Here is a 16,140-nt window from a genome sequence, read left to right as displayed (position 1 = left end):
GCCAAGGCATTGGGGTTCAATCAGCGCCCATTGGGCGTCCGTCAGCACAAAGCGTTCCATCAGAAGCTTGAATCATAACCCAAGCCTCATGTGAATCCCCACACGCCGTAGGCCGCCATCAGAGCGTTCCGGATAAATCGCTTGCCTATGCCAGTTCGCGCTTAAACGATTCACAACTTGCTCACGTTAGAAAGTTTGTTTCTGAAATATCCCGCTTTTGCGCACTGGCGATGAGCGGTTTGCTGCCGATGATCAGAATTACGTCAGCGTGGCACAGCCTCAGTTCATATGAAAAGAAGGGAACGACGATCAGGCTTATATCGGACGAATGTGAGGAGTCTGCGATCTGAATATCTGTTTCATCATGAACATACCGTGAGCAATCCGGGCGATATCGTCCCGAATCAAAAACGCGCTGTTCCCGGCCACCGGACGGGAAACAGCGCGCCATCATGTCCGCAGAGTCTCAGAGCGCGGCAGTCAGTTCAGGCACAATCTCGAACAGGTCGCCGATCAGACTGTAATCCGCAACCTGCACGATCGGCGCCTCAGGGTCCTTGTTGATCGCAACAATGACCTTGCTGTCCTTCATGCCGGCCAGATGCTGAATCGCGCCGGAAATACCGACGGCAATGTAGAGCTCCGGCGCCACGATCTTGCCCGTCTGCCCGACCTGACAGTCATTCGGCACATAGCCCGAATCGACCGCCACGCGGGATGCGCCGATCGCCGCACCCAGCTTGTCGGCCAGCGGCTCAAGATATTTGTGGAAATTCTCGCCGCTCTGCAGTCCGCGCCCGCCGGAAACAATGACCCTGGCGGACTCCAGCTCAGGCCGGTCGCTGGTGGGAGTGTGCTGCGAAACGAAGCGGGACGTCGTGTCCTGCACGGTCACGTTCACCGCCTCGACCGGGGCCGAACCACCTTCAGCCGGAGCCGGATCGAAGCTCGCCGCCCGGATCGTCAGCACCTTTTTTGCGTCCGAGGATTTCACCGTCGCCAGCGCATTGCCCGCATAGATCGGGCGCACAAACGTATCGGCATCGACAATCGCCATCACATCCGGGATCGGCTGCACGTCCAGCAGCGCCGCCACGCGGGGCATCACGTTTTTCCCGATGGCGGAAGACGCCGCCAGCAGGTGCGTATAATTCCCCGCCAGCGAGACGATCAGGTCCGCCAGCGGTTCAGCCAGATCATGCGCGAGTACATCCGCGCCCGCTTTCAGAACCTTCGCAACGCCCGGCACTTTCGCGGCGGCAGCGGCGGCCGCCTCACTGGCCGCAGCGTCACCGACGACCAGCGCATGCACATCGCCCAGCTTCTCCGCCGCCGCGATCGCGGAACGGGACGCCTGACGAACCTGACCGGCCTCGGTCTCGACAAAAACAAGAACGGTCATGATCAGATCACCTTCGCTTCGTTGCGCAGTTTCTCAACCAGTTCGGCAACGGATTTCACCGTCACGCCGGCCTTGCGGGACGGCGGTTCGGCGACGGAAACCGTCGTCAGACGGCGCGTCAGATCCACGCCCAGATCGGCCCCCTGCAGGGTCTCCAGCGGCTTCTTCTTCGCCTTCATGATGTTCGGCAGGGACGCATAGCGCGGCTCGTTCAGCCGCAGATCCGCCGTCACAATCGCCGGCAGCGTCAGCGAAACCGTCTCGCTGCCGCCGTCGATCTCGCGCGTCACTTCGGCGCGGCCATCCACGATCTCCACCTTGCTGGCGAAGGTGCCCTGCGGCCAGCCCAGCAGACCGGCCAGCATCTGCCCGGTCGCGTTCATGTCGTCATCAATGGCCTGCTTGCCGAGGAAAGCCAGTTCCGGCTTTTCGCGCTCAACCAGAACCTTCAGAATCTTCGCCACGGCCAGCGGCTCGGGGCTCTCTTCCGTCAGCACCAGAATGGCCCGGTCCGCGCCCATGGCCAGCGCCGTGCGCAGGGTGTCCTGCGCCTGCTGAACGCCGATGGAAACAGCGACGACTTCTGTGGCCGCGCCTTTTTCCCGCAACCGCACCGCTTCCTCGACGGCGATTTCGTCAAAGGGGTTCATCGACATCTTGAGGCCCGCTGTCTCAACGCCGGTTCCATCGGACTTAACCCGGACCTTGATGTTGTAATCGACGACACGCTTCACCGGGACGAGAATTTTCATGGTCTTCCTGCCATTACCCGTTGCTGGTGGGAGCGGGCGGGGAAGGGGAATTCCACGCCCGGTTATCGTTCCACCGGAATTGAGGGTTGCCTTTAACGTACGATGACCGGAATTTACATCCCGGCCGGGTAATTCGGGCCGCCGCCGCCTTCCGGCGTCACCCAGTCGATATTCTGCGCCGGGTCTTTGATGTCGCAGGTCTTGCAGTGCACGCAGTTCTGCGAGTTGATCACAAGACGCGGATCGGTTTCCTGATCGGCGACCTCATACACCCCCGCAGGACAGTACCGGCTCTCCGGCGCCCGAAAGACATCCCAGTTCACCGTCTTCCACAGCGGCATGTTCTCCACATGCAGATGAACCGGCTGGTCTTCCGCATGATTGGTGTTCGACAGGAACACTGAGGACAGCTTGTCGAAGGTGATCTTCCCGTCCGGTTTCGGATAGCTGATCGGCTCGGAGAGTGAGGCCGGGCGCAGCGTCTCATTGTCGGCGTGACGATAATGCAGCGTCCACGGAGCCCTGCCGCGCAGGAGCATCGCGTCGACGCCGGCATAGAGCGCTCCGGCCTTCATTCCCCAGCGGGCAAAGGCCGGCCGGATGTTCCGGGCCGATTTCAGTTCCTCATACAGCCAGGAATTCCGCACCCGCTGCGTGAAAGACCCCGGTTCCACCCGCTCCGTCGCCAGAGCCTCCACCACGGCCTCGGCCGCCAGCATGCCGGACTTCATCGCCGTATGCGTGCCCTTGATCTTCGGCGTGTTCAGGAAGCCTGCCGAATCCCCGATCAGCGCGCCGCCGGGGAAGGTCAGCCGCGGAATCGACTGCAGTCCGCCTTCCGACAGCGCCCGCGCGCCGTAAATCAGCCGGCGTCCGCCCTCGAAATGCGGCCGGAATACCGGATGCAGCTTCGTGCGCTGCATCTCATCGAACGGCGACAGCCAGGTGTTCTCGTAATCCAGACCGGTCACGAAACCGTAGGACACCAGGTTCTCACCGAAATGATACAGCCATGACCCGCCATAAGTGTGGTCATCCAGCGGCCAGCCGAAGCTGTGCATCACCAGGCCGGGCCGGTGCTTCTCCGGCGGAATCTCCCAGACTTCCTTGATGCCGAGACCATAGGTCTGCGGGTCGACGCCCTTGCGAAGGTCATAATGCGCCATCACCCGCTTGGTCAGTGACCCCCGGCATCCTTCCGCGAACAGGGTGTATTTTCCCCGCAGCTCCATGCCCGGCGCATAGTTCGGCCCATGCTCGCCGTCACGGGTGATGCCCATATCGCCCGTCGCCACGCCGACCACGCGGTTGTTCTCGATCAGAACCTCCGCTCCGGCGAAACCGGGGTAGATCTCTACCCCCATTTCCTCGGCCACACCCGCCAGCCAGCGGCAGACCTCGCCCAGGCTGACGACATAGTTTCCGTGATTCGCCAGATGCGGCATCACCCGGTCCAGCGCCGGAATCCTGTAGCCCTTCGTCTCCGTGAGGAAATACATTTCCTCCTCGGAGACCGCCGTTTTGACCGGCGAGTCCATCGTGCGCCAGTCCGGCAGCAGCTCATCAAGCGCCCGCGGCTCGATCACGGCGCCCGATACGATATGCGCGCCGATCTCGCTGCCTTTCTCAATCAGGCAGACAGTCGCCTCCGGCCGCAGCTGCCGCAGCCTGATCGCTGCGGCAAGACCGGCCGGACCGCCGCCCACGATGACGACATCGAAATCCATCGCCTCGCGTTCGCTCATAATGCTTGCTCTCCGTAAACAGAACTGAATGAGGGAAGTGGAAAAGAGTCAGAATGGCGTTTCGGATACGCTCAGAGCGCAGGCCCGAATGCGAGCTCATGGGTCGCGCGCCATGTTGAATCAACGAAATTGACGATCAGCCCGCGACGCAGGCCATCAATCGGGCGACGGACAAATCCGTGCCATGTGTCGTCACCAGGGACGAACAGGGTCCCCGTATTGAACCGGCCGGAACTGCGGACGACGGACTCGCCCTCCGCGTTCATCAGATCCGTGCCCCACTGTCCGGCGTCCGGCGCGACCGAAAGCGGGATCAGGAGCGTCAGCTTCTTCGCGCCGATATCGGTGTGCGGCTCCAGCCAGAACCCGTCCGTATCGAGGCTCAGCTCCAGGCGAAGCGCCGTGTGCTCCAGTGACGTGCCGCACAGGCCGGTAATTGCTTCCCGCGCTTCCGGACTGTCGAACATGCGCGCCATGACATCCAGCCGGGGGTCGCGATTCCGGGCGCCGGGCTCGACAAACACCCTGGCACCGTTGCGCGTCTCCCGCCTGCCTCCCGTATCGCCCGCGACCGATCCCTGCGCCGGTTCCCAGGCGACCAGCGCCTCACAGGCCTCTCCGGGAATGACGTTGTCCAGGGTCCAGTGACGAAACGGAACATCCGATGCCCGGGCTGCTGCGACCGTCCTGCGAAAGTTTTCAATGGCGGCTGCGCAGGCACTGGTCTCACCCGGACGGGTCTGCGTGGTCTCTGTCATCTCGTCATCCTTCCCGGCCGGCGGTCATGCTCCGGCATGGGTCATCCGGTCGGGTCTGGTTTGTACACACAAGGGTGATTCTCCCCGTGCATCTTACTTTTATTCACTCTTTGCCCGCGACAGGGGCGTACGTCCTAGCAAATCGTCCTGTGAAAGGCGAGGCGTCTTATTCCGGACGTTAACGCGCCCGCCATCTGTGCGTTCGGTGCGATTCCGGTATAACATCCGATAATCATTGACCCTGCCTGTCACCGGAGGCGGGCGTCCGGAGGAGTATTATCATGGATGTAAGAGCGGCAGTCGCGTTTGAGGCCGGCAAACCCCTTGAGATTGAGACGGTTCAGCTCGAAGGCCCGCATGAAGGCGAAGTGCTTGTCGAAATCATGGCGACCGGCCTGTGCCACACGGATAAATACACCCTGTCCGGCGCGGACCCGGAGGGCCTGTTTCCGGCCATTCTCGGCCATGAGGGCGCCGGCATCGTCCGTGAGGTCGGCAAGGGGGTGCGGCACCTGAAGCCCGGCGATCACGTTATTCCGCTGTACACGCCGGAATGCCGGGAATGTAAATCCTGCCTGTCGCGCAAGACCAATCTCTGCACCGCCATCCGCTCCACCCAGGGCAAGGGGCTGATGCCTGACGGCACATCGCGTTTCTCGTTTAAAGGCCAGCCCATCCACCATTATATGGGCTGCTCGACCTTTGCCAATTTCACAGTCCTGCCTGAGATCGCCCTGGCAAAAATCCGTGAGGACGCCCCGTTCGACAAGGTCTGCTATATCGGCTGCGGTGTTACCACCGGCATTGGCGCCGTGCTGTTTACGGCAAAGGTCGAGCCCGGATCGACCGTCGTCGTCTTCGGCCTTGGCGGGATCGGTCTGAACGTGATCCAGGGCGCGAAGATGGTCGGGGCCGACCGGATCATCGGCGTGGACATCAACCCGGCCCGCGAGGAGATCGGCCGCAAATTCGGAATGACGGATTTCGTCAATCCGAAGGATCTTGGGCCGGATGGCGATCTGGTCGGGCACATCATCGAACTGACCGGCGGCGGCGCAGACTACACGTTCGAATGCATCGGCAACACCACGCTGATGCGGCAGGCGCTGGAATGCGCCCATCGCGGCTGGGGCGTTTCCACCATCATCGGCGTCGCGGCTGCCGGGCAGGAGATCAGCACGCGGCCGTTTCAGCTTGTCACCGGACGCCGCTGGATCGGCTCCGCTTTCGGCGGTGCACGCGGCCGCACGGATGTTCCGAAAATCGTCGACTGGTATATGGAGCACAGGATCAACATTGATGATCTCATCACCCATAAACTGCCGCTGGAGCGCATCAACGAAGGCTTCGACATGATGGCGAAGGGTGAGAGCATCAGAACCGTCGTCGAATACTGACTCTCCGGTCCGTCAGCGGACCGGCCGGTTCGCTGACGCCCGAATGATCCCGGCTGAATGACGCCGGTCCGGTCAGGCGGGGTTCCCTCCGCAGTCCTGCGGGAGGCGCGGTCTCCTGCGGTCCTTTATTCTCTCATTAACGTGTGACTGATTAACTGCTTCTTCAGCGCGTGAGGATCGCGCACGATTTTCACGTGAGAGAAGCAGGTGCATGGAGCGGCTGTTTACATTCCTGCTGAGTGGCCAGCTCGTTGTGTCGCATCTGACCGTCATGATGCTGGCGCTTCTGTGCGGCACCGTGGCCATTCAGTGTCTTTCGGCCGGCAGGATCAGACGGGATATACGGGTCGCGCTCTTCGGAGTATCGATAACGGTCGCCGATCTCGTAACGTTTTTTGAAACACTCTGGTCCAGCTATCCGTATCTGAAGGGACAGATTCCCTGGCCGGCAACCGCTGTCGCCGCACTGGTGACGCTGATCACCGCCAGCGTCTCGGCCTGGCTTTATCTCTGGCCGCGACGGAGCATAAAGACCGTCATTCTCGCGGGCTGCGCCCTGGCGCTCGGCGTCTCTTTTTCAGCCTTCACGATCCTGGTCTCGATCGTGAAACCGTTTGTGCTGGCTTACGATCTGTCAGCCGTCCTGAGCGTTATGGTGCTCGGATCGACGCTCTGCGGTTTTGCCTTCTGGGAGCTTGGCAGCGTCGCCGCGACGCGCCCCCGGCTGTCAGCGAGCGTCCTGCTGGCGCTGACTCTCGGCGTTCTGCCGCTTGGTTCCATGGGGTCCGTACTGCCCTTCGCCGAGTGGATGTCGGTAATCCGGACGCCCGACAGCGCGTCGTTCTCGCCGATCAGTGTTATTGTTCTGTCGGAATTCATTGCGATCGTTTTTCTGGTCTGTATCGCGTCACTTCTCGATATCCGTGTCGCGATTGCTCAGCAGAGGGAAGGGGACCGGATCAGACATCTGGCCGACGGCACATTCGAGGGTCTGCTGATCTGCCGGGGCTCTGAAATTATCGATGCCAATGAGCGCATTCAGGAGATGACGGGGCTGGATCTGGCAACGCTCAGACATCGTGACATGTTGTCCCTGTTTGTGACACCTCCGTCCGGACAGGCGCTGTGCGGCGGAACGACGTCCCCGTCAGGATCGTTCGCGCCGGAGCAGCGTGATCTGCTGGGACCGGGACAGCGGCGGATTCCAGTTGAGATCCTGTCTCGCGAGATGCCCTATGTCGATGGTCGCGGGGCGATTGTGCTGGCCGTGCGTGACATTACGGAGCGCAAGGCGGCGGAAGAGCATATCCGTTACCTCGCCCTGCATGATTCGCTGACGTCGCTGCCGAACAGACGCGGCCTGGAAATCGTGCTGACCCAGGTGATCGAGAGTTCCCGCAAGGCCGGGTGTGAATCGGCAATCCTCGGACTTGATCTCGACGGGTTCAAGGCCGTCAACGATACGCTGGGCCATCACGCGGGAGATATTCTGCTCAGGGAGGTCGCCGCCCGGTTTCAGGGGCAGCTGAGAGACGCCGATTATCTCGCCCGTCTGGGGGGCGATGAATTCATCATCATCCTGCGGACCATCGGATCGAAAAATGACCCGGTGCAGCTGGCGAAACGCCTGATCGCATGTCTCTGGAAGCCGTTCAGGCTCAGCGGGCATGACGCGTATGTCGGCGTGAGCATCGGGGTCGCCGTCTGTCCCCGCGATGGCGATAACGCACAGATGCTTCTGAAATGCGCCGATATCGCAATGTATCAGGCGAAACTGAACGGCAAGGGCCAGGTCTGCGAGTTCGCTGCCGGAATGGATGTCGATCTTCGGGAACGGCACGATCTGGAGGTGGATCTGCGTCGTGCCCTGACCCGGAATGAACTGACGATTCATTATCAGCCGCTCTTCGACAGCGCCGGTAAAATCACGGCATTCGAGGCTCTGGCGCGCTGGCCGCATCCGACGCGGGGAATGATCCCGCCCGACCGGTTTATTCCGCTGGCGGAGGAGACCGGACTGATCATTCCTCTTGGCGAGTGGGTTCTGCGGACGGCATGCACGGTCGCCGCTGCCTGGCGTCCTGACATCAGCATTGCCGTGAACCTGTCGCCTATTTAGTTCCAGCGTGTCGATCTTGTCGGGATGGTCAGTAAAGTTCTCGACGAGACCGGTCTTGAGCCTGCGCGCCTTGAGCTGGAAGTGACGGAAAGCCTGCTGGTGGAGGACACTGCGAAGGCGCTGGCTCTCGTGAAAAGCCTGCACGAGCGTGGCGTGCGTGTGGCGCTGGACGATTTCGGAACAGGATATTCCAGCCTCGCCTATCTTCACAATTTCCCCTTCGACAAGGTGAAGGTGGATCGCAGCTTTATCAACAAGATCACGAACGATGCGAATGCATGGACGATTGTCGAATCGATCATCGCCATGAGTCATAAACTCAGACTTCGCGTCACGGCGGAAGGGATCGAAACGGGAGCACAGCTGTCGCTGCTGAAAGGGCATGGCTGTGACGAAATGCAGGGTTTCCTGCTGGGTCGTCCGATGCCGGAAACGGAGGCCTCCCGTATGGCCGACGCCGTCCGCGAGGTGGCGCCGACATAGCGCGCCGACGCAGCGTCGATTCTACCTGCTGGAGAGAAGATACAGCACGTCTGTTTCCGCAGGCATGTCTGTTCTGTTCTGTAATGTGACGCCGTGCTGAGTCTCCGTGACGCGGTCTCGCCATGTGCGGAATGCCTCCAGCTGTCCGGCGGCGACCAGCGCCCTTCCGTCACGCACGCCGGCGGAAACCGGATCCGGCCCGCATTCGGTAAGAAGGCCGCGACGGCTCTGGCGCAGGGTGCGCAGATTGTCTGTCAGCGCTGAGAGCGTCGGTCCGCCATCGAAAATGTCGATATAGCCGTCAAAGGCGAACCCTTCTTCTTCCAGCATCTTCCGGGCCGGCGCGGCGAGATCATGCGTGTGGCCGATCGCTGCCCTGGCGGCTTCGGGCAGCAGATCGATATAGACCGGATATCGTGGCATCAGATCAGCGATAAACTGATTTCCATGCAGTGCATTGTAGTGGTCAGCTTCTGCAAACTCCCGTCCGAAGAAGATGCGTCCGACCGCGTTCCAGAAAGGAGGGCCTTCCGGTCCGACATAGCCACGCAGATCGGCGATGATCCGATCCGCAAAGCGGGCGCGGTGACGGGCGATAAACAGATAACGGCTGCGGGCGAGCAGCGAACCGAGGCCGCCGGTGCGATAATCGGGATGCAGGAACAGTCCGCCAACTTCCGAGGCGCCGTCGAAATCGTTGACGAGATGCAGAAGACGGGTCTGGAATGTCCGGCCCAGTTCGCGTGACACATGCGTATGCGTCGCGATCTTGTAGCTGTAGAACGGCCAGGGCGTTCCGATACGGGAAAAAATGCAGGCGGACCCGGCGACAGTGCCGTCACGGCTGTTTTCCAGGACGAGGAGATAGAGTTCGTTTTCAGGCGCGCTGATGTCGCGGGCAAAGGAAGTTTCTGTCCACTCCAGGCGTTTTCTCAGTGCGTCCCGATCCCAGGGCAGATTGAGGAGACCGCCGCCCGTATGGGCGGCGAGATCATACAGCCGATCCAGATCATCCGGCCGCGCAGGCCGGACGATCCACGGGTCGGGGCCCTGTTCAGTAAGACCGGAAGAGAGACTGTTCGCCGTTTCAGAGACGGAAACATCCTTGTTCATCACTCCGTGAATCCCAGAAAACCGAGAAGAGTCTGACGGGCCGCGCGACAGTCCGCCCACAGATCGGCATGTCCGAGATCGTCCGGCGCGATGCGCTCGGGCCAGCGATCGTCGATCAGGGCGGCAAGCCCGTCGAGGCGCGCCGTATCGAGCAGAAAGCGGCGATCGAGGGCGGCTTCGGCGGCCTCGTCGACAACAACACGCAGGCGCAGGCAGGCCGGACCACCGCCATTCTGCATTGATTCCCGCAAATTCAGGCTCTCGACCCGCCGGACCGGGCCATTCCCGCCGGTCATGGCCGTCAGCCACGCCGCGACAGCGCCATTCTTTCTGCATTCGTCGGGAACGATCAGCACCATGCCGCCCTCCGGAAGCGTAACGAGCTGGGCGTTGAACAGATAACTGCGGACAGCATCTTCGAGACTGATCTGCGCCGCCGGAACTTCGAGGATCGTCGCCTCCGGCACATGCCGGAGAATGGCATCGTAGACCTGCTGCTGATCGGCGAAGGCCTGCTCGTGAACGAGCAGTACGGATTCGTTGGCGACAGCGACCACATCGTTATGAAATGCGCCGGCCTGAATGGCGGCGTCACTTTGCTGCGCCAGCAGCGTGCGGGCAGGATCGAGACCATGCCGCCGCGCGATGGCGGCGCTGGCGACACGGGACTGGCGGGCCGGGAAACCGCCCGGCCGCGTCTCGCCCCAGACGAAAATCTCAAGACCGGGCGCGCCGTGATGCGCGCAGAGCCGCATGGCGTTGGCCGCGCCCTCGTCACCGGTTCCATGCGGCAGGGCGGGATGAAGCGCGAAATGATCCGTGCTGGCAAAGAGCAGGCCGAGCTGGCGGGTTGTTTCCGGCGCTTCGAGGCTGCGATGCAGCATGCTGGACAGATTGGCCGTCGAGAGATGACAGCGTCCGTCCGCCGTGTCCGGGGCCGGGGACACGGTGGCGGCGTTGGCGGTCCACATCGGCGAGGCGGAGAGCGCCGCGCGCAGAAGGCCGGGCTCATTGCGCCATGCCGCGGCGCAGACCGCGTCATCCGGACCGGTGAATCCGAAGCGGCGGAGCCAGCCGGTCAGCGGGCGCTCATGGGGCAGCAGAATACCCTGGCGCAGTCCGAGTTCCATCATGCGGCGCATCTTGCCCAGGCCCTGAATCGCGGCGGCGCGGGGACGTGAGATTTCGCCGGCATGGCCTGCCGACGCCCGGTTGCCGAAAGACAGGCCCGCATAGTTGTGGCTGGGTCCGACCAGACCGTCGAAGTTGATTTCGCGCATGGGATCTCCGGCTGCGTCATGCCGCGTCGGGCGACTGGGAACTTTAGCAGTGAACCTTGGCAGTGAACTCTGGCAGTCATGTCCATACAGGAGAGTGCGGCGGGACGCACGACCGGGACGCTCCCGGAACTCATGCTTATGAAGCGGGACCCCGGACCCGTGCTGCCGGCGCGCCCCCCACGCAACGACCGCGCAACAACTGTGCCACCCGGATGAATTAAGGCCGCCCCGATGGCGCTGTCCGCGCTCATCCTGTAAAAGTCACCGCATGAACGAACCGCGCATCGCCTCATTGCAACGGGTCACTGGCGAGACCGACATCAGTGTCACCGTCAATCTCGACGGAACCGGAGCCGCGTCCATCGACACGGGGATCGGTTTCTTCGACCACATGCTGTCCGCGCTGGCGAAGCACGGCATGCTCGATCTCGACATCGTCGCGAAAGGCGATCTCCATATCGATTTTCATCATACGGTCGAGGACACCGGCATCGCGCTCGGTCAGGCAGTGGCGCGCGCTCTGGGCGACAAGCGCGGGGTGCGGCGGTTCGGTTCAGCCCTCGTGCCGCTGGACGAGGCGCTCGCCGAGGTGGTCGTCGATCTCTCGGGCCGGCCGTTTCTTGCCTGGTCAGTCGCTTTTCCGGCGCCGCAGGTCGGGGAAGTGGACACGGAACTGTTCGAGGAATTCTTCCGGGCATTCGCCATGGCCGGGATGATGACACTTCATGTCACACAAAAATCCGGACGGAATTGCCACCACATTGCTGAAAGCGCGTTCAAGGCGACGGCGCGCGCGCTGCGCATGGCTGTGGAATATGATCCCAGAGCCGCCGGCGCGATTCCGTCGACGAAGGGGGTGCTGTGAAGATCTATTCTGTCTGGCTGCCGGGACCGGCGACGCCCCGGCGGAAGCGGAAAGACGGACTGCCGGTGATGGTGCCGCAGCGCACGGCGTGGCTGGTTCTGCTGCTGGGCTGGGTCGGGCTCGCCATTCTGGGCGCGCGCATCGCGGGAATGCTGGCGGGCGCGGCGCTGATTCTCGGGCTTGCGCTTCTGTCAGGAACCTGGCTCTGGCTGCCGGTTATTCTGAGCGGTCGTTTCGCGCTGGCCGTCTTCAGTCATGAACTGATCGGATGGGAGCTGCAACTGCACGGATATGTTCCCGACGGCGTCGTCGCCGGTCCGGACGCTGACGCCGCGCTGCTGCGTTATATGGATCGGGTCGCGCTGAACGGTGGTCCGATGTCCGGAGGCGGATCTGGCCCTGACGGTGGCGTTCCGGACCCGTTCGCCATTGCCTTCGGCCGCCCGGCTGCGGGAGCCGCGCTGTGAGCGGGACCGCGTCACAGTCAGCCACAGCCGCGCAGTCGGTCGTCGTCATCGATTATGACGGCGGCAATCTGGCCTCCGCCGCACGGGCGCTGGTGCGCGCGGCGGAACTGGAAGATCTCCCGGTCTCCGTCACGATCACGAACGATCCCGCCGCCGTTCTCGCCGCGGATCGTCTGGTGCTGCCGGGGCAGGGCGCGTTTGCCGACTGCGCGCGCGGTCTTGCAGCCGTGCCGGGGCTGCGCGAGGCCATCGACACGGCCGTTTCCGGCGGAACCCCGTTTCTCGGGATCTGCGTCGGAATGCAGCTCATGGCCGAACGGGGGCTGGAACATGGCGTGACGCCGGGCTTCGGCTGGGTTGCGGGTGAAATCGCCCCGATGGAAGCGCCCGGGCTGCGTCTGCCGCAGATGGGATGGAACGAGCTGGTCTTCTCACGCCCGCATCCGCTGACAGAAGGGCTGGGTCCGCATCCGCACGGATATTTCGTCCATTCCTACGCATTATCCGGCGCGAACCCGGAGGAAGTTCTGGCGACCACGGATTACGGTGGCGCGGTACCGGCGATCGTGGTGAACGGCAACCAGGCGGGCACGCAGTTTCACGTCGAAAAAAGTCAGTCTGTCGGTCTCCGCATCCTTGGAAATTTCCTCCGCTGGGTGCCCGGTAAGGCAGAGGCTCCGGATAAGACGGGGACGATGACATGAACGGGGACATGAACGGAACCATGGCCGGCGCGGAGGGGGCCGGCGATCTGGTTGCCGAACGCGCGCAGTCCCTCACCGAGGATGATTACCACGCGCTTTGCGAGGCGACCGACGCCGCCATTCTCGACGGTGGCGGTTTCGGATGGGTGAAGCCGCAGGGGCGCACCGTGCTGGAGCGCTATTTCCGCGGCGTCATGCTCGTGCCGGAGCGATCCCTGTTCGTCGTGCGGCAGAACGGCACGATCGTCGGCTCCGCGCAGCTGGTCCGTCCGCCTCGGAACAATGAAGCCCAGGCAATGGGCGCCGGCCTGATGCATTTTCACGTCGCGCCCTATGCGCGCCGGCTCGGTCTCGGGGGGTTGCTGCTAGACGAGATCGTGCAGTGCGCCCGCGCCATGGGATATCAGTTCCTCAATCTCGATGTCCGCGAAAGCCAGGTCGCGGCGATCGCGCTGTTCCGGAGCCGGGGTTTCGAGCAGTGGGGCACGCATCCGGTCTATGCGCTCGTGGACAGCCGCATCTGCCGTGGCCTGTATTTCGTCAAACGCCTGCAGGAGCAGAGCCGCCTCACGCATTATGCGGCTCCGTCCCCCCGCCCCGATACTGGAAATCCGGACTCCATGACACCCAGATCCCTGACGCTCTATCCCGCGATCGACCTCAAGGACGGAGCCTGTGTAAGGCTGCGCCGGGGCGAGATGGACGACGCCACCGTCTATTCGAACGATCCGGGCGCCCAGGCCCGCGCCTGGTGCGAGGCGGGCTTCCGCTGGCTTCATGTGGTCGATCTCAACGGCGCTTTCGCGGGCCGCTCGGCCAATACCGACGCGGTTCGCCAGATCGTCGCGAACGCAACAGTTCCGGTGCAGCTGGGTGGCGGTCTGCGGGACATGGACGGAATCGCGGCCTGGCTGGAGGCCGGTGTGACGCGGGTGATCCTCGGCTCGGTCGCGGTGAAAAATCCGGACCTGGTGCGGGAAGCCTGTCAGGCTTTTCCGGGCCGGATTGTCGCCGGGATCGATGCAAGACAGGGGCGGGTGGCGACCGAAGGCTGGGCCGAGGTGTCCGACATGCAGGCTACCGAACTCGGCCTGCGGATGCAGGATGCGGGCGTGGCGGCGATCATCTTCACCGAGATCACCCGTGACGGGATGCTCGAAGGCCTCGATCTGGAGCAGACCGCGCAGCTTGCGAACACGGTTTCCGTGCCGGTCATCGCAAGTGGCGGCGTCGGCTCGTCCGGGCATCTGGCCGCACTGAAGCGCGTCGCGGAGGAGGCGCCGGGAATCGAGGGCGTCGTCGTCGGGCGCGCGCTTTATGACGGACGGATCTCTCCCGCCGAAGCGCTCAGGATTCTCGCCTGATGCTGAAACTTCGGGTCATCCCCTGTCTGGATGTGAAAAACGGGCGCGTCGTGAAGGGTGTCAACTTCGTCTCGCTCCGGGACGCCGGCGATCCGGTCGAGCAGGCCGCGATCTATGACGCGGCCGGTGCGGATGAGCTGACATTTCTCGATATCACCGCCAGCCATGAAAACCGCGACACCATTCTGGATGTCGTCAGCCGCACGGCCGAGCGGGTTTTCCTCCCACTGACCGTCGGTGGCGGCGTGCGCACGACGGCCGATATGCGGCGTCTGCTTCTCGCCGGCGCCGATAAATGCGCGATGAATTCCGCGGCGGTGAAAAGGCCGGAACTGGTGAACGAAGCGGCCGGTAAATTCGGCAGCCAGTGCGTTGTCGTGGGTGTCGATGCGCGTTCTGACGGCAAAGGCGGCTGGGAAGTATTCACGCATGGCGGCCGGACGCCGACCGGCATGGATGTCATCGCGTGGTGCAAAGATGTGGCGGCCCGGGGCGCCGGCGAGATTCTGCTGACCTCCATGGATCGGGACGGAACACGGTCGGGCTTCGATCTCGATCTCCTGCGCGCCGTTAATGCCGCCGTCCGGCTGCCCGTTGTCGCATCCGGCGGTGTCGGGACGCTTGAGCATTTCGTGGAAGGGGCGCGGGCCGGGGCGACTGGCCTTCTCGCGGCCAGCGTGTTTCACTTCGGACAGTTTACCGTGCCGGAGGTCCGGCAGGCGCTGGCCGCCGCAGGGTTGCCGGTGCGTCCGTTCGCCTGAAGGTTTCTGTTATTCCGCTCGTTATTCCGTCTGTAACCGGATCAATCATGCCCAAGATATCTGTCAAGAAAACGACTTCTGTTGCTCCGGGAAAAAAAGGCGGCCACGCAGTCGCGAAAAAGGCCGCAGCGGATAAACCCGTCCGCGGCAAGGCAGCTGAAAAAGCAAAGAAAGCAGCGAAAGAGATCGCCCCGAAAGTGACCGGCGGGAAAGGTGTGGTGACACCGTCCGTCACGCCTGAGGCCGCCGGGACCATGGCCGTGGATGCGTCTGTTCTCGATCGCCTGTTCCGTGTTGTGGAGAGCCGGCGCGGAACAGACCCGTCGATCAGTCATTCCGCCCGCCTGCTGTCCCGTGGCACAGGCAAGATCGCGCAGAAATTCGGCGAAGAGGCGGTCGAATGTCTCATCGAAGCCGTGGCGGGGCGCCAGCATGAACTGGTCGGAGAGAGCGCGGACGTGCTCTATCATCTGATCGTCCTGTGGGTCGATGCCGGCGTCACACCCGATCAGGTCTGGGCCGAACTCGAACGTCGCGAGGGGATCAGCGGCATCGCCGAGAAAGCCTCGCGCCCGCGGGGATAAGATCCGAAGGAGACAGGAACTTCCGGACTCTCCCCGGTTCTGGCAGGAAGCCTATCTTCCTGCCCTGTATAACAGAAAGATTCGCAAAGACCGGCGATCCTTGCCGGCTTTCAGGGCAGAGCCCTGAGGGAACAGCACGTCAGGAGAACACCATGGCAGTCAGCGGCGTCGGTCCATACGATCCCGAAAATATCTTCGCGAAAATCCTGCGCGGAGAAATCCCCTGTAAAAAAGTCTTCGACGCGGAAATCTCACAGAAGGGTTGTACATCGGGTTAGATTATGAAAAAGTCTGTTTTGCACAAAAGAATTTTTCATAAGCAATAAACGAACCCGATGCAGACAGA

14 protein-coding genes and 2 pseudogenes are annotated in these 16,140 nt (G+C 62.6%); 9 read left to right on the top strand and 7 right to left on the bottom strand.

What is annotated here, in order from left to right; translation table 11 throughout:
* Nucleotides 1–181 precede the first annotated feature (181 nt).
* The 5 genes from GOB93_RS19410 to GOB93_RS19390 all read right to left on the bottom strand — a co-directional run bounded on the left by GOB93_RS19410 (nucleotide 182) and on the right by GOB93_RS19390 (nucleotide 4,657).
* Nucleotides 182–454, bottom strand: coding sequence for a hypothetical protein (locus tag GOB93_RS19410; protein ID WP_173585068.1), 273 nt, complete (start codon nucleotides 452–454; stop codon nucleotides 182–184).
* Nucleotides 455–466: 12 nt separating this feature from the next.
* Nucleotides 467–1,402 carry an FAD-binding protein gene (locus GOB93_RS19405; protein ID WP_173585067.1) on the bottom strand — a complete coding sequence of 312 codons (936 nt, stop codon included), beginning with the start codon at nucleotides 1,400–1,402 and terminating at the stop codon, nucleotides 467–469.
* A gap of 2 nt (nucleotides 1,403–1,404) precedes the next feature.
* The gene (locus tag GOB93_RS19400) at nucleotides 1,405–2,154 is read right to left on the bottom strand and encodes an electron transfer flavoprotein subunit beta/FixA family protein (RefSeq protein WP_173585066.1); all 750 of its coding nucleotides are present in this window, start codon (nucleotides 2,152–2,154) and stop codon (nucleotides 1,405–1,407) included.
* Between the two features lie 113 nt (nucleotides 2,155–2,267).
* Entirely contained in the window at nucleotides 2,268–3,899 is a 1,632-nt protein-coding gene (locus tag GOB93_RS19395; protein ID WP_173585065.1) for an electron transfer flavoprotein-ubiquinone oxidoreductase, read from the bottom strand.
* 71 nt (nucleotides 3,900–3,970) lie between these two features.
* A complete protein-coding gene (locus GOB93_RS19390) occupies nucleotides 3,971–4,657 on the bottom strand; it encodes a 2OG-Fe(II) oxygenase (protein WP_173585064.1) in 687 nt (228 codons plus the stop codon).
* A 281-nt stretch (nucleotides 4,658–4,938) separates the two neighbouring features.
* Here GOB93_RS19390 and GOB93_RS19385 point away from each other — a divergent pair, with 281 nt between their 5' ends.
* Nucleotides 4,939–6,054, top strand: coding sequence for an S-(hydroxymethyl)glutathione dehydrogenase/class III alcohol dehydrogenase (locus GOB93_RS19385; protein WP_173585063.1), 1,116 nt, complete (start codon nucleotides 4,939–4,941; stop codon nucleotides 6,052–6,054).
* Nucleotides 6,055–6,265: 211 nt separating this feature from the next.
* Nucleotides 6,266–8,656 (top strand): annotated as a pseudogene (locus GOB93_RS19380) (putative bifunctional diguanylate cyclase/phosphodiesterase).
* A 21-nt stretch (nucleotides 8,657–8,677) separates the two neighbouring features.
* Here the strand turns inward: GOB93_RS19380 and GOB93_RS19375 are convergent.
* Together GOB93_RS19375 and GOB93_RS19370 are read right to left on the bottom strand one after the other, a co-directional pair.
* Nucleotides 8,678–9,769 (bottom strand): arginine N-succinyltransferase, encoded by a 1,092-nt coding sequence (locus GOB93_RS19375; RefSeq protein WP_173585062.1) that lies wholly within the window; start codon nucleotides 9,767–9,769, stop codon nucleotides 8,678–8,680.
* On the bottom strand, nucleotides 9,769–11,049 hold the full coding sequence (locus GOB93_RS19370) for an N-succinylarginine dihydrolase (protein ID WP_173585061.1): 1,281 nt from the start codon (nucleotides 11,047–11,049) through the stop codon (nucleotides 9,769–9,771). The genes GOB93_RS19375 and GOB93_RS19370 overlap by 1 nt, the downstream gene beginning before the upstream one ends.
* Nucleotides 11,050–11,317: 268 nt before the next feature.
* Between GOB93_RS19370 and hisB the strand changes: the two genes are divergently transcribed.
* From hisB to GOB93_RS21775, 7 genes and pseudogenes are all read left to right on the top strand, one after another.
* On the top strand, nucleotides 11,318–11,914 hold the full coding sequence (hisB, locus tag GOB93_RS19365) for an imidazoleglycerol-phosphate dehydratase HisB (RefSeq protein ID WP_173585060.1): 597 nt from the start codon (nucleotides 11,318–11,320) through the stop codon (nucleotides 11,912–11,914).
* Nucleotides 11,911–12,381 carry a hypothetical protein gene (locus GOB93_RS19360; RefSeq protein WP_173585059.1) on the top strand — a complete coding sequence of 157 codons (471 nt, stop codon included), beginning with the start codon at nucleotides 11,911–11,913 and terminating at the stop codon, nucleotides 12,379–12,381. Before hisB ends, GOB93_RS19360 begins: the two co-directional genes overlap by 4 nt.
* Nucleotides 12,378–13,085, top strand: a complete 708-nt coding sequence (hisH, locus tag GOB93_RS19355; protein WP_173585058.1) for an imidazole glycerol phosphate synthase subunit HisH — start codon at nucleotides 12,378–12,380, stop codon at nucleotides 13,083–13,085. Before GOB93_RS19360 ends, hisH begins: the two co-directional genes overlap by 4 nt.
* Nucleotides 13,082–14,449: a 1-(5-phosphoribosyl)-5-[(5-phosphoribosylamino)methylideneamino]imidazole-4-carboxamide isomerase gene (hisA, locus tag GOB93_RS19350; protein WP_242010936.1), complete on the top strand. Its 1,368-nt coding sequence runs from the start codon at nucleotides 13,082–13,084 to the stop codon at nucleotides 14,447–14,449. The genes hisH and hisA overlap by 4 nt, the downstream gene beginning before the upstream one ends.
* The gene (hisF, locus tag GOB93_RS19345; RefSeq protein ID WP_173585057.1) at nucleotides 14,449–15,210 is read left to right on the top strand and encodes an imidazole glycerol phosphate synthase subunit HisF; all 762 of its coding nucleotides are present in this window, start codon (nucleotides 14,449–14,451) and stop codon (nucleotides 15,208–15,210) included. Before hisA ends, hisF begins: the two co-directional genes overlap by 1 nt.
* 215 nt (nucleotides 15,211–15,425) lie before the next feature.
* Nucleotides 15,426–15,794 carry a phosphoribosyl-ATP diphosphatase gene (locus GOB93_RS22160; protein ID WP_408742422.1) on the top strand — a complete coding sequence of 123 codons (369 nt, stop codon included), beginning with the start codon at nucleotides 15,426–15,428 and terminating at the stop codon, nucleotides 15,792–15,794.
* Between the two features lie 152 nt (nucleotides 15,795–15,946).
* Nucleotides 15,947–16,042: pseudogene (locus tag GOB93_RS21775) on the top strand (histidine triad nucleotide-binding protein); the annotation flags it as partial.
* Nucleotides 16,043–16,140: the final 98 nt, after the last annotated feature.

Origin of the sequence: Acetobacter musti (genome assembly GCF_011516835.1) — a bacterium.
Taxonomy (GTDB): Bacteria; Pseudomonadota; Alphaproteobacteria; order Acetobacterales; family Acetobacteraceae; genus Acetobacter; species Acetobacter musti.
Note: the sequence above shows the minus strand (reverse complement) of the source record. Positions and strands in the feature narration are given on the sequence as shown.

Bases quoted from the DNA above. Each gene is read 5' to 3' on its own strand.
- GOB93_RS19410 (WP_173585068.1), bottom strand. From the start codon at position 454: ATGATGGCGCGCTGTTTCCCGTCCGGTGGCCGGGAACAGCGCGTTTTT.
- GOB93_RS19405 (WP_173585067.1), bottom strand. From the start codon at position 1,402: ATGACCGTTCTTGTTTTTGTCGAGACCGAGGCCGGTCAGGTTCGTCAG.
- GOB93_RS19400 (WP_173585066.1), bottom strand. From the start codon at position 2,154: ATGAAAATTCTCGTCCCGGTGAAGCGTGTCGTCGATTACAACATCAAG.
- GOB93_RS19395 (WP_173585065.1), bottom strand. From the start codon at position 3,899: ATGAGCGAACGCGAGGCGATGGATTTCGATGTCGTCATCGTGGGCGGC.
- GOB93_RS19390 (WP_173585064.1), bottom strand. From the start codon at position 4,657: ATGACAGAGACCACGCAGACCCGTCCGGGTGAGACCAGTGCCTGCGCA.
- GOB93_RS19385 (WP_173585063.1), top strand. From the start codon at position 4,939: ATGGATGTAAGAGCGGCAGTCGCGTTTGAGGCCGGCAAACCCCTTGAG.
- GOB93_RS19375 (WP_173585062.1), bottom strand. From the start codon at position 9,769: ATGAACAAGGATGTTTCCGTCTCTGAAACGGCGAACAGTCTCTCTTCC.
- GOB93_RS19370 (WP_173585061.1), bottom strand. From the start codon at position 11,049: ATGCGCGAAATCAACTTCGACGGTCTGGTCGGACCCAGCCACAACTAT.
- hisB (WP_173585060.1), top strand. From the start codon at position 11,318: ATGAACGAACCGCGCATCGCCTCATTGCAACGGGTCACTGGCGAGACC.
- hisA (WP_242010936.1), top strand. From the start codon at position 13,082: ATGAACGGGGACATGAACGGAACCATGGCCGGCGCGGAGGGGGCCGGC.
- hisF (WP_173585057.1), top strand. From the start codon at position 14,449: ATGCTGAAACTTCGGGTCATCCCCTGTCTGGATGTGAAAAACGGGCGC.